Source organism: Paenibacillus sepulcri (assembly GCF_042647105.1).
In the GTDB taxonomy this organism is placed as follows: domain Bacteria; phylum Bacillota; class Bacilli; order Paenibacillales; family Paenibacillaceae; genus Paenibacillus_Z; species Paenibacillus_Z sepulcri.
This window is the reverse complement of record NZ_JBHRUP010000001.1, coordinates 6,282,162-6,295,954: the sequence shown is the minus strand read 5'-3', so window position 1 is coordinate 6,295,954 and position 13,793 is coordinate 6,282,162. Positions and strand designations below refer to the sequence as shown.

Here is a 13,793-nt window from a genome sequence, read left to right as displayed (position 1 = left end):
CTTCTAATAGCTCAATAATGACGATCATCAGATCCGAGGCCGCATAGTCGAAAGATTGCGGATAATGAACACCAGAGCACTTTTCTTTCCTTCGCGACTAATTCCAAGGTTCAACCTTCAAAAAACTTCAGCTGCTGACAATCCGGTACAACCGACTCGTTTCGTCTTTCATCCCTCCAATACTTGCCTCCATGAAATCCATCATGTTGAGCAATTTGTAATATATCTATATGTATCTCGCAATAATCCGGTACTAGATTCATATCTATTTTTATTCAAGTTGGATTGCAACCCAGCACAATAAGTAGATTCATATCTATTTTGTTCAAGTTGGATTGTAACCTAGCGCGATAGATAGATTATTTTCATAGCCTGTATAAATATGATATAAGGAGGAAATTATTCATGAGCGGTACAAATGGCAAAGGTTATAAACGCAGCAAAAAAACTTCAAAGAAGTCATGGAAAGGAGCGAAATGCAGTCCAAAGAAGCAGGATGCGCAGAGTACGGAAGAAGATACCAATGGTATGCCGTGCGCAGAGGGCGAGGATCATGTAACAAAAGGTAACAAGCACAGATCCGGCGATGTTCAAAGGACGCAAGGCGAGAACCGTTCAAGTGGACTTGGCGGCACACAGGGCTCCAGAGGCGTTCAGGGTACACAAGGCTCCAGAGGGGCTCAGGGTACACAAGGCTCCAGAGGGGCTCAGGGTACACAAGGCTCCAGAGGGGCTCAGGGTACACAAGGCTCCAGAGGGGCTCAGGGTACACAAGGCTCCAGAGGGGCTCAGGGTACACAAGGCTCCAGAGGGGCTCAGGGTACACAAGGCTCCGGAGGGGCTCAAGGTACACAAGGTTCTCGCGGCGGAAACCGCTATTAAGGTGCAGCCTTTCACCCTGCAGACTTTGTAAATCATGGCATACCAGCAGTGACCATTAGGCTGATGCCTGCATAATGTAAAGAATCATAAAAAAAGCCTATCGTCTTTACCGATAGGCTTTATCTTTTGGTTAAGGAGATGGTCCAATGTCCGGGGAAGGACTGCCGACCCGCAAAATAACGATCAATGAGGACGATTTGTCAAGGCTCCAGGCTGATGTATGGAGCAATGAATTCGCTCCCGTTAAACTTGAAATGGACGGAGAATCCTATGAGGCGCAGCTTCGCTTCCGCGGGGGCCATACTCGCAATTATCCCAAAAAATCTTACGAGCTGCGGTATGGTAATAATAAGACCATGCATTGGAATGCTGAATTCGACGACCCGTCGATGATGCGCAATGCCCTTTCCTTTCATTTTTTCAACTCCATCCAGGTACCGGCACCCTCAACCCGTCATTTCTGGCTGGAATGGAATGATCAGCCCCACGGCGTTTATCTGGATATCGAAGCCGTGGACCAGACCTTCTTCAGAAAACGGAAAATCGGCTCCAGGGCGCTCATCTACGCGGTTAATGACAATGCCAACTTCAGTCTCATCGACCCGGATACGAATCAGCATAAATCTACACTTTTTTCCGGTTACCGCGTGATGAAGGGGACGAAGGAGACACCTGTCCGCCTGACCCGCTTCGTTAGACGGATTAACCGCCCCGCCGGCGAAGCTCTACGTTCCTATCTCGTCAAGCGGCTCGACATCGGACTTTACTTGAAGTGGCTTGCCGGCGCCGTGCTGACCGGAAATTATGACGGATTTGATCAGAACTATGCCCTTTATGAGCATACAACAAGCGGCAAGTACCGGATTATCCCCTGGGATTATGAGGGCACTTGGGGAAGAAACTGCTATGGCAAATTATGCGGCAGCGATCTGGTCCGGGTAAAGGGGTACAACATCCTGACGCGCAAAATATTATCCTACCGTTCCTGCCGGCTGGCTTATCGCCGTATTCTAAACCAGCTGTTGACTGATAAATTTACCATACAGCGGCTGGAGCCCGTCCTGATGAAGCTGCACGGGGAGCTTACGCCAGCGATCAGAGACGATTTCACGAGAAAGTGGCCCTTCCACACTTTTCAAGAAGAGCCGGAGGTATTCAAGAACTACATCAATGAAAGACGGCTTATTGTCAGGGAAGCCTTGAGCAGCTGGAAAAATTAAACATCCATGCGTCCTCCTCTTCTTCTTTCAATATAGCTCCATACTTAAATAACGCTCGCCGCTGTCCGGGGCCATGCAGAGCACACGCCCGCCTTTTCCTATCCGGGAGGCAACCTGCATGGCTGCCCAGACAGCCGCCCCGGAGGACGGGCCCAGAAGCAGTCCTTCCAGTCTGGCCAGATCGCGCATGGTGCGGATGGCATCATCATCGGACACGCGGATAATTTCGTTATATACGGAGGTGTTGAGTATAGCCGGGACGAAGCCGGGACTGGTGCCCACAAGCTTATGCGGCCCAGGCTGGCCGCCGGACAGGACTGGCGATCCCAATGGCTCGACGACAGCTATATGCAGACCGGGAATGGCCGCCTTCAAGGCTTCGCCTGTACCGGTTATTGTGCCCCCTGTTCCTGAAGTGGCAATAAAAGCGTCAAGTCGGCCTTCCGTTTGTTCGATAATTTCCAGCGCCGTTGTTACCCGGTGAATATCGGGGTTCGCAGGGTTCTCGAATTGATTGGGAATATAGCTGCCTGGCCGTTCAGCCTGCAGCTCCATTGCTTTGCGGATCGCGCCGGGCATCCGCTCCGCCGCCGGCGTCAGAACTACTTTTGCACCATAGGCCTTAAGCAGCGAGATTCTCTCCTGCGACATATTGTCGGGCATAACCAGAATCAGCTTGTAGCCTTTGGCTGCGGCATTCATCGCCAGACCTATTCCGGTATTCCCGCTTGTTGGTTCAATAATCGTATCCCCCGGCTGAATCTTGCCTCTTCGCTCGGCATCCAGAATCAAGGAAGACGCCGCGCGGTCCTTCACGCTGCCGCTGGGGTTGAATCTCTCCAGCTTTACAATCACCTCCGCGTCTTCCGGCTGCGTCAATCGCTGCAGACAAACCGCGGGTGTATCTCCGATAAGCTCCGTTATGCTGTTTACAATACGCCCCATTATATCCTCCCTGATTTCACTTTCTTTGCTCTATGGCCTCTTCGAACCGATCGCATAAGCCCATAATCTCTTCAAGCCTTGCCAGCTGTATGATCCAGCTCTTGCGGATACCGTCAAGTCCGTACATCAGACCGGCCAATCCACCTGTAACAGCTCCGGTCGTATCTGTATCCTCGCCCAGATTGATTGCTTTCAATACCGCTTCCTCATAGCTTCCGGAATTCATCAGACACCACAGACTGGCTTCCAGCGTATGAACCACATAACCGGAGGACTGAATCTCATTCCTGCCCAGCCGCTTCAAATCCCCCTGCATAACGCGATCGAAAGCCGAAAGCTCCGGACTGAGGGCATAATGCCGGGCAACAGCTTCCTTAGCCTGATCCAGACTGTCCTCTAAATGCTTCCCTTCTATCAGGGAAATAGCAATTTCCACATAGATTACACAAGCAATAATCGAAATCGGATGTCTATGGGTAAGAGAAGATATCCGCGTTACGGCATGTATGCGCTCTTCAAAGGAATGACCCTCCAGGTAATAGGCAAGCGGAAGAATCCTCATTAAAGAACCGTTCCCATTGCTGAATTCATCTGATCCGCCTGCAAGCTGCGGAGGCAGCGCCGCATCTTCCAGTCTGATGATCGCCTCCCGGGTGGCAATGCCGATATCAAATACTTCGTCATGCGGCGTCCATTTGGCTCTCCAGCACCATTCGCCGAACTTGCCTGCCAGATCAACCAAATCAATTTCTCTGCATTCCGCCAAGCTGTCCATCAGGCAGAAGGTAAGAGAGCTGTCATCCGACCAGGTTCCTGCAGGCTGATTATGCGAGCCGAAGCCTGTCATATCCGTCAGCGGCGACTGCTCCAATGCTTGTCTCGACCGAAATTCGACAGGAACGCCCAAAGCGTCTCCAACGCATAAACCGATGATGCCGTCCTTCACTTTAGCCATGATCCCAATCCTCTTCCGTTATTTCATTAGCTTCCAATCCTGCTGCTCGCCGGATCAGCGTACGCTTGTTGTTCCACCATCAATTATAATGGATCTAACGCCCTGCAGCTAATGAATATATATCGTTTCGTCAATACAGAGTAAAGCAAGGACGCATGAAAAAGGGACCGCCGCGGCAGCCCCTTATTTTTTGCTTCATTATATACAGGTTATACGGGTCGTCATGCCTATCCTCTCAATTTGCCGGATAGATAGGAAGCAGAGTTATCCGCACCGGATCACCCGTTCATTACAGCTGCATCGATAGCCGGCACTTTTGTCTTCTTGCGATAGACGACACGGGACAGCAAGACGCTGATTTCATAAAGAACAACCAGAGGGATAAAGACCATCAAATGCGAAATGAGTTCAGGCGGTGAGATCAGACTGGCCAAAATGACAAGTCCCAGGTAGGCATAACGGCGCATGCTGTTCAATACCTTGGGCGTAAGCACACCGATTTTTGTCAAAAACATAATAACAACCGGCAGTTCAAAAGCCAGGGACATGGGTATTACGATGCTGAGCATGAAACCGAAGTATTGGGCGATGCCGTACGTCTGGGTAAGATCCAGCTGGTCGGATATCCGGGAAGTAAAACTGAAGCTCATCGGAAATACGACAAAATACGCGAATCCAATTCCAATCAGGAAACATAGGACCGAGTAGGGAATGTAGCGCAGCGTAGCCTCCTGTTCCTCCTTCTTTAGCCCGACTTTCATAAAGCTCCAGAGCTGGTACAGGATATAGGGGAGAGTGACGGCTGCCGAAATCACAAAGGCAACCTGCATATAGATACGCAGCGCGTCCCAGGGCGAGAAAACATTCCATGTAATTCCGGAAGCCGGCGGAACGCCTTTCAGATAGAGAAGTACTTTTGGCGAAAGGATCAAGCCCCCGATCATGGTCAGAAATAGAACGACAATTACCCCGATAATCCGTTTTCGAAGCTCTGCAAGATGTTCAATTAAGGTCATCTTCTTTTCTTCAAACATCACGGTTTCCCCTTTCGTATTTGAATTATGCCTGGCCTCTTCCGTGCAGACGTTTGTTCAGCATGCCTTTCAGCTCAAACGTCCGAAAACCATCCTTTATATTCCGGTTGATCTCACGGATATTATCCACGTCCTCGAATGAATATTTTCGAACTCCTCCTTTGGTCCTAACGGGAAAAACCAGCTTTCTTTCCTCGTAGTAACGAATCTGCCTTTCAGATAATCCTGTAAGCTCACACACCATCCCTATATACATCACTTTCTCTTCCATAACGCTTAGCCTCCTTTGGTGTTTGAATGCTTCAACATCAATTCAGTAAGTAAAATAACCTTAAATGTTAAGAAACATGACGTTAATCAAGGGGGTTGGGACGGATTATAGCAAGCGCTTTAAATCTTTGCAAGTCTATTATAAATATTTATTAAATTCAGGCTGCGCATAAAAATAATTTATGTTAGATAATCTAACATTTTTTGATTCGCCACGGCAAGCGGTGTGATACATTTTCCTTGCAAGGTTGAATCTACTTTGAGAAGGAGATGTCGCGCCGTGGAGACTAAAGAGAAACCGAATGAAATTACCCGCAGGCAGTTCTTAACGACCGTTGGAAAAGTCGGAGGATCGGCGGCCGTATTCAGTGTTATGGGAACACTCGGCCTGCTTTCGCCTGAAACCGTAAAAGCAGCAGATTTCACGCCTCCCCGAAGTGGCGATTTAACGGCAACCAACCGCAATGGCAAGAAAGTCATTATTCTCGGAGCTGGTATCGGCGGTATGACAGCTGCCTACGAGCTCGGTAAAGCCGGCTACGACGTTACCATTCTTGAAGCCAGGGAACGGGCGGGCGGACGGAACTGGTCGGTCAGGAAGGGCACGACAGAAGCTGAGGTGGGCGCTTCCAAGCAGATCGCCCGGTTCGATGACGGCATGTACCTGAACGCAGGTCCAATGCGCATTCCGCAGTTTCATGTGACCATGGACTACTGCCGTGAGTTTGGCGTGGAGATGGAGCCCTTCAACAACGTGAATGACAGCGCTTATTATTATAACGAGAATGTGGGCGCGCTTTCCGGCCAGAAGATCCGCAAACGGGCTGCCAAAGCCGATATGAGAGGTTATGTTTCCGAGATGATGGCGAAAGCCGTTAATCAGAAAGCGCTCGATCTCCCGATTACGGCAGACGAGAAAATTAAACTGGTCAACTATCTCAAGGCGGAAGGGAATCTTGAAGAGGATTTGTTTTACCGGGGCTCTGAACGCGGCGGCTATAAGGACGAACCGGGAAGCAGACTGGACGCCGGGGTGCTGAGAGACCCTTTTGACATGAAAGCGATCATTAATTCCGGCTTCGGCAATTTCTTCAGCAGCGAATACAGCTATGATATGCAAATGATGATGTTCCACCCTGTCGGAGGCATGGATATGATCTCCAAAGCCTTTGAGAAAAGGGTAGGACACCAGATCAAATACAAGGCGGAGGTTAAAGAAATCCGTCAGTCCTCCTCGGGAGTGCGGATTGTCTATACGGATCTGCAGAAGAATGTCGACAGAGAAGTGACAGGCGATTTCTGCATCTGCACAATCCCCTTATCTGTCCTCAAGGGCATCCCGGCAGACTTCTCGCCTAATATGGCCAAAGCGATTTCCAGCGTCGGATATGCCTCCGCAGGGAAAATGGGGCTTCAGTTCAAACGCCGCTTCTGGGAAGAGGATGAGCAAATCTACGGCGGCAATACCATGACCAATATGGATATCACCCAAATGTACTACCCGCCTACGAAATATTTTTCCAAGAAAGGCATTCTGCTCGGTTACTATGTCTTTGGCTCCAACGCCGACAAGCTGGGCAAAATGTCCTATCAGGAACGCGAAAAGCATGCCATGATGCAGGGGGCCAAAATTCATCCGCAATTCTATGATGAGTTCCAGACCTCCTTCTCGATCGACTGGAAAAAAATAAAATACAATCTCGGAGGCTGGGTATCTTATTCCGGAGACGACCGGAAGACCTACTATCCTACGCTTTGCAAGCCGGACGGACGAATCTACCTTGCCGGGGAGCATATCAGCTACATCACGGCTTGGCAGGCCGGGGCGATTGAATCCGCCCGTTCGGTTGTAACGGACATCCATCAGCGCGTCCTGAAAGACTAATAGACCATAAGGAGGAATATTATTGAGCCTGCCGAAAAAAGTCAAATTATTGATGGGCACAGCCGTCATATCCAGCTTTCTTTGTGTGAGCGCATTTGCCGCACAGGGGGATCCCGAGACCCCGAACAGATATTTGAAGGAGCCTATTAATGAAGTGGAATACTACGGAAGCCCCACTTCTTCCATCTCCAGCTCGGTCGCCATCCCTGCCGGTTCAGCCACTTTTTCGACAAGCGGTACTGTACCGCCTGTGCTCAACAAGGATGGGAAAACCGTATATGAACGATACGGCGATACCAAGACCCAGGGAATCGGCATTCTGAAGGAAATTGAAAAACAGTTGAAGGAGCAGGATTTGACGCTTGCCGATGTCGCTTATCTCCGCGTATACATCGCCCAGGATACTCTGAAAGAAGGCAAATTTGATTTTGACGGCTGGTTCGAAGCCTATGCGCAATTTTTCAACACACCGGAAAATCCCGTTAAACCGGCCCGCTCCACACTTGGAGTCGCCGCCCTGGTCAATGCTGATTGGCTCATTGAAATTGAAGCTGTTGCCGTCTATCCCAAGCGCTACAATCAAGATTAAAAAATAGAGGAGTGATCCTATGCTGCAAAATATCGGACTGCCCGGACTTATGATGATTCTCGTTGTCGTTTTGATTGTTTTCGGCCCTACCAAGCTGCCGGAGCTCGGACGTGCAGTAGGACGCACGCTTCATGAGTTCAAATCATCAGCCAAGGATCTCGTTGCCGATCACAAAGAGGAAGATAAGCAAGTATAGTCTGCAAATATACCTTACCCAAAAAAAGAGAAGCCCCGCTTTATCAGGGCTTCTCCTTTTGCTCTGCTTATTCTCCAATAAAGCATCGTCTGATCCATGTGAGGCCACCCGGATATTTGTCCAGCCGCTTGGGTCAGACCGGTTCCTTCCTTCCGGCAGGACTTCTGTTCACATAGCCCCGTACCAGGAACCAGCACGCTAACGGAAAAGCGCCAATGATCAGCATGAGCCAAGGAATAGCCTGCGGTGCGGAATTTGCCTGGGGCAGTACGAGCAAATAAGCGGCAATCCCAACTAGGCGTCCAATTGTCAGGGAGGTTTCCCGCAGGACAACGAATTCTTCCCGCCGTTTGACGCTTTCCTCATTGCGCCCGATCAAATCGAAGACCACCGATGTCATGGGAATAATAAAAAGCGGCATAAAAAGCGCCGTTCCGATCCCGAATATCAGCAGCGTTTCATAGCGCTGCGGCCAAAACAGCGGCAGTATGGCCGCCGTCACCGCTGCAGCCCCAAACAGCATCGCCCGGCTCCTCAAGTGCGGCCTGAGCAGCCTGCCGATCAGCCAGAAGCTGATCAAAGCAAGCAGCGAAGTGATCAGCGAGAAGCTGCCAAGCTTCTGTTCATTTCTTGTCGCCATAAAGACCAGCAGCCCGACAAGAAACATAAATACCCCGTCGCGTATGCCCTGCGCCACAATCGCAAGCGCAACGCGGCGCCAAGGGTCACCGGGAGTTTTGAGCTGCCTGAAGCCATACAGCCATTCATAGCGGCCGGCAGCCTCTCTCTTTTTGAGCCAAAAACTGAGAATCGTGGCAATGCCAAATATGATGGCCGATGCGGTATAGATTATACTGTAGCCCTGGTTACCCGTAGAAGCCGTAATAATAAATCCCGATATCCAGGGAACGACAATACCTGCACCGGAGGCAATCAGCCCTGTCCAGCCGTTGAAGCGGTCCCGGTTGGCCGGCTCCGTGATTTCAAAATAAACCACATTGTAGGCCAGCCAGAAAAATCCTTGCCCAAGTCCTCCAAGCACACCGAGCGGGATTGCATATGTAACCGCCCGGGTACCAAGCAGAAGGATAACAAAATAAAATACCCCCGACAATACAATCCCCAGCCGGAGGCTGTTCATCTTGTTATGCTCCTTGACCCATTTGCCGGCAATCCAGAACGTAAGTCCGCTAACCGTATACAAGGTGGAATGAAACCACCCGATCAGCGCTAACGATTGGCTTGCCTTCCACAGGTAAATGGGCAGGAAAGTACCCGACAAGGCTGTGGCAATCGCAATAAGCCCCTGTACCGCAAGAAGCAGAACAGCCTGCTTGTCCAAAGCCGGCCCACTGCCGGAGCGTCCGTCTCCTGCGAAGGATTCTGTCCGCAGTTTGCCTGGGGCGGATGGAGCGGACCCTCTTGAGCGGACGGCATGCTTGCTGTGCTCCAAACCTATCCCTCCCGCATGTTTGCTTTTTGAGCGTTTACCTGACGTAAGGTACCCTCAAAAGCAACAATGCATGCCGGATTGAATAACTTCCCATTATTTTCCGTTCCCGACCTCATTTGATAATAGCTGGATCAGCCGTTCCTGCTCCTGAACCCCAAGACGCTGCTCGGTGTGAAAGCAGGAAGGGCAGACGTACAACACAATCTGGAACGGCGGCGTCAGAAGCGGCTCCGTCATGGTTGCCGGGGTCCGCGGCTTGAACTGCGCTTCCGTTATGGTTTGGGTTCCTGCCTCAAGCATGAATTCCCGGCAGGACGGACACTCCGGTGCTTCAAGCTGATCGTCGAGCAGCCGGTCCATTGCTTCTTTGAGCACCAGCTGGTCCCGGTTGTAATGGCGAAGCTCCGACAAATCAGGCGCCAGGCTTATTCCGCTCGCCTCCGCACGACCATTGCGCTCCTCCCAATCTTCTTCCCCAATCTCCTCTTCATCTTCGTCTTCGTCATTCCCGTCCAGGCCGATCTGCAGCGTCCGGTATCCGGACAGCTCATTCTCGCAATGCGGGCAATGCCGCTCCGGCCCTATTTCTTCATCCCAGACGATTTCCGTTTGGCACCACGGACAAACCGTATTTTCAACTTCCGCCATCCATTTCTCCTCCACCCTTTTATTTCGTTAAATAAAATACGCCAAGCACGACAAACAGCAACGCAAGCGCAAATAAAGTTCCCCATAAATATTTCATTAGCGTTAAGGCCCTCTCCGAAGTTTGTTGGTCTGGTACTGATCGCAATCGGCAATCAGGCAAGCGTAGCGCCGATTATATAGGAGATGGACACCGAGATAATCATGGCAATAAAGCCGACAGCCCGGTTGTCCTTCCTGATCTCGTCATCGATCCGGAATACGGGGGTCAGGAATTCAAACAGAAAATAAGCGACGATAAGCAGCAGGAAGCCGAATGTCCCCCACAATAAACTTAGATACACCGTATCGTTGGCTTGAATCGAGAACCGGAATATATTGCAGATTCCGAAAATTTTGCCTCCCGTTGCCAAGGCGACGGCCATGTTCCCCTGTTTAATTTCATGCCAGCATTTGTACCGGGTTACGTACTCAAAGAAATAAAGGAAAACGACCAGTGCCAAAATGGCGACTGAAACGCAAGCAAGTGACGCCGCATAAGGATTGCTGAGCAGCGTGTCGATTTCGTTTTCCATTAAGAGCCTCCCTTTTATCCAAAAAATAGGAAACGCATACTGTTTGTTGGCATGAAGCTGAATTAACGCATTTCCGCGACGGTGACGCCGACTCCACCCTCTCCGTAATTGCCCAGTCTATAAGTCTTGACATGCTTGTGACGGCGCAGAAACTCACTGATACCCGTTCGCAGAACGCCGGTTCCCTTACCATGAATAATGTAAACCTGGCCAAGCCCGGCAAGGAAGGATTCATCCAGGAAACGGTCAACCTCCACAATCGCTTCTTCAAGATTTGCCCCGCGCAAGTCAAGCTCCATACGCACATTCTCGTCGCGGGTCCGCTTGAGACTTGCAGCAAGCTTAGGCTGCTGGGTCTTGGCGGTTTCAGCCCGTTTCACCAGCTCCAAATCGCCGGTAGCCACCTTCATCTTCAGAATGCCGAGCTGCACCAGGGCATCGCTGCCGTTGATCTCAATGACATGGCCGCGCTGACCCAGGCTGTAAACCATGACCTCGTCGCCGGGTTCGATCCGCTGCGGCTTTGCAGCGTTCTTTGGCTTGTTGGATTTTGATTTTTTCAGCTCCGGAGCAGCTTCATCCAGCTTGCGGCGCGCGTCAATCAGCTTATGCTCCTTGACTGACGCTCCTTCCTCCATGGCAAGCTTGCGCAAATCGGAGATAATTTGCTCGGCTTCCTTTCTTGCCTTGGCAATCGCCTCATGAGCTTCCTCTTGAGCTTTGGCAAGCAGTTTGTCGCGTTGCTCGTCAAATTTGCTGCGCTCCGCTTCATGCTTCGCCTGCTGAGCTTCCAGATCCTTGCGCAATCTCTCCGCCAAGTTCCGTTCGGCTTCGGCCGCCAGCCGGTTCTCCTCCAGCGAGGCAATCATATTCTCGACCCTCATATCCTCTTCACTGACCTCGCCCCGCGCCACATCGATGATCGACCGCTGAAGGCCCAACCGCTCTGCAATAGCAAACGCATTGCTTCGTCCCGGCACACCGATCAACAGACGATAAGTGGGGCTGAGCGTCTGCACATCAAACTCCATGCTCGCATTGATGATACCTTTGCGGTTATAGGCATATGCCTTAAGCTCGCTGTAGTGCGTGGTCGCAATAATGCGGCAGCCCAGCTTGTGCATATGCTCCAGTATGGCAATCGCCAGAGCGGAGCCTTCCGCAGGATCGGTTCCCGCACCCAGCTCATCCAGCAGCACCAGACTCTTGGGCGTCATATTGCCCAGTATGCGAATGATGTTGGTCAGGTGACTGGAGAACGTGCTAAGATTTTGCTCAATGCTTTGCTCGTCGCCGATATCGGCGTAAATCGCGTCAAATACACATAGCTGGCTGTTGTCTTCGGCGGGCACGAACATGCCGGACATGGCCATCAGGCTGAGCAGCCCAACTGTCTTGAGCGACACGGTTTTGCCTCCCGTATTCGGTCCTGTGACGATGATCGTCGAATACGAATTGCCGAGCTCCACGTCGGTAGGGACGACATTCTCACGGGCGATAAGCGGATGCCTGCCGCGGCGCAGCTTCAAATAACCGCGGTCGTTCATGCGGGGCAGCGTCGCCCCCATCTGGTGGGCGAGTCTTCCCTTGGCAAAAGCAAAATCAAGCTCGCCAAGCACTTCCAGATCCAGCTGCAGCTCTTCTGCGTATTCCGCTGTTTGCAAGGTCAGCTTTTGCAGTATTTTCTCAATTTCGCGGGTCTCGGACAACCGCAGCTCACGAAGCTTGTTGTTCATGGCAACGATCGCTTCCGGTTCAATAAACAATGTCGCTCCCGATCCTGACTGGTCATGTACGATACCGCCAAAATGGGAACGGTACTCTTGTTTTACGGGAATGACGTACCGATCGTTTCGAATAGTTACGATAGCGTCCTGCAGCATCTTCTGCACGGATGAAGAACGGACCATTTGCTCCAGTTTTTCACGGACCCGCGCCTCCCCGCCCCGCAGCTCTCTGCGGATGCCGGCAAGCTCATTACTTGCGCTGTCCATGACCTCCGCCTGTTCGTCGATGCAATTGAGAATGGCATCTTCCAATACCTTATGCTCGGTCAGCTGCTGCGCCATATCGGCCAGCATGGGAACCGGATCATCATCATGGAGCTGAAGGACATGACGCTTTACCCGCCGCGAGCCGCGAATCGTCTCTGCGATTTCCAGCAGCTCGGCAGGATTCAGCGTTCCACCTATAATGGAGCGCAGCAAGGCCGGACGAATGTTTACGATTCCGCCGAAGGGAGCATTGCCCTTCAGACGGTCCGCTTTATACGCCTCATCCGTAGCCTGAAGCGTCAGTTTGACCGCTTCCAGATCGGAGCTCGGACGAATGGCATCGGCCACCGCTTTACCGAGCGAGGTCGACGCGTGCTGCGATAATTTATTTACTATTTTTGAAAATTCTAGTGTGTGTAAGATTTTATTGTCCAAAACGAGCACAACTCCCCTCGATTCTTATTATAGCCGATGCGTACAACGTATGCCATGACGGATGCTGCCATGAATGACAGCAGCAAAGCGGGAGACAATAATGATGCATCCCATGAAGTTAAACTATACTTCCGAAAATTACTCATTATCGATGAGTGCGGGAGTATTGCTAAAAACACGGAGGAGGTTTGCACATGCATTTTCTGGGTCATGTCGTTCGTTTCGTTGTTTCAGCCATCGTGCTGATGATTGTTGGCTACATCGTGCCTCAGTTCAGTGTCGGCGGATTTTGGAGCGCGTTATTGCTGGCGCTCGTCATCGCAGCTCTTGGCTGGATTATCGAAGGCATCTTCGGCAAACGGGTTACCCCATTCGGCCGCGGCATTGTCGGTTTTATCGCCAGTGTCGTTGTCATCTGGATTGCCCAGTTTATCGTAGGCGGGGTGAATGTTACCTGGCTGGGTGCCATTCTGGCCGCTCTTGTCATCGGGATCATCGACTTGTTCATTCCGGTGGCCACACCGTATGATGCAGGACGGGACCGCGATAAACAGCACGCTTAAAGTTTATGGAATTCCTGGCAACAAGACCGGGTATGACGGATCGTCGTTATACCCGGTTTTGCTGTCCGGATAGAAATGGATTACTGCTAAGCGCGATAACTAACGGTTACAGTGATTTTATTTGAAATGTTCATCATTTGTTCATCAGCCAT

14 protein-coding genes are annotated in these 13,793 nt (G+C 51.1%); 6 read left to right on the top strand and 8 right to left on the bottom strand.

What is annotated here, in order from left to right:
• Window positions 1–405: 405 nt before the first annotated feature.
• Both ACFOLF_RS27415 and ACFOLF_RS27410 read left to right on the top strand, forming a co-directional pair.
• Window positions 406–882 carry a hypothetical protein gene (locus tag ACFOLF_RS27415; RefSeq protein ID WP_379219558.1) on the top strand — a complete coding sequence of 159 codons (477 nt, stop codon included), beginning with the start codon at window positions 406–408 and terminating at the stop codon, window positions 880–882.
• 146 nt (window positions 883–1,028) lie between these two features.
• Window positions 1,029–2,102 carry a CotH kinase family protein gene (locus ACFOLF_RS27410; protein WP_210045591.1) on the top strand — a complete coding sequence of 358 codons (1,074 nt, stop codon included), beginning with the start codon at window positions 1,029–1,031 and terminating at the stop codon, window positions 2,100–2,102.
• A 27-nt stretch (window positions 2,103–2,129) separates the two neighbouring features.
• On the opposite strand, the gene cysK is transcribed toward ACFOLF_RS27410, so the two are convergent.
• From cysK to ACFOLF_RS27390, 4 genes are all read right to left on the bottom strand, one after another.
• Entirely contained in the window at window positions 2,130–3,047 is a 918-nt protein-coding gene (gene cysK, locus ACFOLF_RS27405; protein WP_210045590.1) for a cysteine synthase A, read from the bottom strand.
• A gap of 16 nt (window positions 3,048–3,063) precedes the next feature.
• Complete coding sequence (locus tag ACFOLF_RS27400; RefSeq protein WP_210045589.1) at window positions 3,064–4,002, bottom strand: ADP-ribosylglycohydrolase family protein; 939 nt, start codon at window positions 4,000–4,002, stop codon at window positions 3,064–3,066.
• Between the two features lie 278 nt (window positions 4,003–4,280).
• Complete coding sequence (gene tatC / locus ACFOLF_RS27395) at window positions 4,281–5,036, bottom strand: twin-arginine translocase subunit TatC (RefSeq protein WP_210045588.1); 756 nt, start codon at window positions 5,034–5,036, stop codon at window positions 4,281–4,283.
• 25 nt (window positions 5,037–5,061) lie between these two features.
• On the bottom strand, window positions 5,062–5,307 hold the full coding sequence (locus tag ACFOLF_RS27390) for a MerR family transcriptional regulator (protein ID WP_210045587.1): 246 nt from the start codon (window positions 5,305–5,307) through the stop codon (window positions 5,062–5,064).
• 279 nt (window positions 5,308–5,586) lie between these two features.
• Here ACFOLF_RS27390 and ACFOLF_RS27385 point away from each other — a divergent pair, with 279 nt between their 5' ends.
• The 3 genes from ACFOLF_RS27385 to ACFOLF_RS27375 are packed head-to-tail and all read left to right on the top strand — an operon-like array spanning window position 5,587 to window position 7,976.
• Window positions 5,587–7,191: a flavin monoamine oxidase family protein gene (locus tag ACFOLF_RS27385; protein ID WP_210045586.1), complete on the top strand. Its 1,605-nt coding sequence runs from the start codon at window positions 5,587–5,589 to the stop codon at window positions 7,189–7,191.
• Window positions 7,192–7,213: 22 nt separating this feature from the next.
• Window positions 7,214–7,780, top strand: a complete 567-nt coding sequence (locus ACFOLF_RS27380; protein ID WP_379112902.1) for a RidA family protein — start codon at window positions 7,214–7,216, stop codon at window positions 7,778–7,780.
• A 19-nt stretch (window positions 7,781–7,799) separates the two neighbouring features.
• On the top strand, window positions 7,800–7,976 hold the full coding sequence (locus tag ACFOLF_RS27375; protein ID WP_210045585.1) for a twin-arginine translocase TatA/TatE family subunit: 177 nt from the start codon (window positions 7,800–7,802) through the stop codon (window positions 7,974–7,976).
• A 133-nt stretch (window positions 7,977–8,109) separates the two neighbouring features.
• On the opposite strand, the gene ACFOLF_RS27370 is transcribed toward ACFOLF_RS27375, so the two are convergent.
• The 4 genes from ACFOLF_RS27370 to ACFOLF_RS27355 form a co-directional block, all read right to left on the bottom strand.
• Complete coding sequence (locus ACFOLF_RS27370) at window positions 8,110–9,429, bottom strand: MFS transporter (protein WP_210045584.1); 1,320 nt, start codon at window positions 9,427–9,429, stop codon at window positions 8,110–8,112.
• 93 nt (window positions 9,430–9,522) lie between these two features.
• On the bottom strand, window positions 9,523–10,077 hold the full coding sequence (locus tag ACFOLF_RS27365; RefSeq protein WP_210045583.1) for a hypothetical protein: 555 nt from the start codon (window positions 10,075–10,077) through the stop codon (window positions 9,523–9,525).
• A 152-nt stretch (window positions 10,078–10,229) separates the two neighbouring features.
• Window positions 10,230–10,649 (bottom strand): DUF350 domain-containing protein, encoded by a 420-nt coding sequence (locus tag ACFOLF_RS27360; RefSeq protein ID WP_210045582.1) that lies wholly within the window; start codon window positions 10,647–10,649, stop codon window positions 10,230–10,232.
• A 62-nt stretch (window positions 10,650–10,711) separates the two neighbouring features.
• Window positions 10,712–13,078, bottom strand: a complete 2,367-nt coding sequence (locus ACFOLF_RS27355) for an endonuclease MutS2 (protein ID WP_210045581.1) — start codon at window positions 13,076–13,078, stop codon at window positions 10,712–10,714.
• Window positions 13,079–13,272: 194 nt separating this feature from the next.
• Between ACFOLF_RS27355 and ACFOLF_RS27350 the strand changes: the two genes are divergently transcribed.
• Entirely contained in the window at window positions 13,273–13,641 is a 369-nt protein-coding gene (locus ACFOLF_RS27350; RefSeq protein ID WP_210045580.1) for a phage holin family protein, read from the top strand.
• Window positions 13,642–13,793 lie beyond the last annotated feature (152 nt).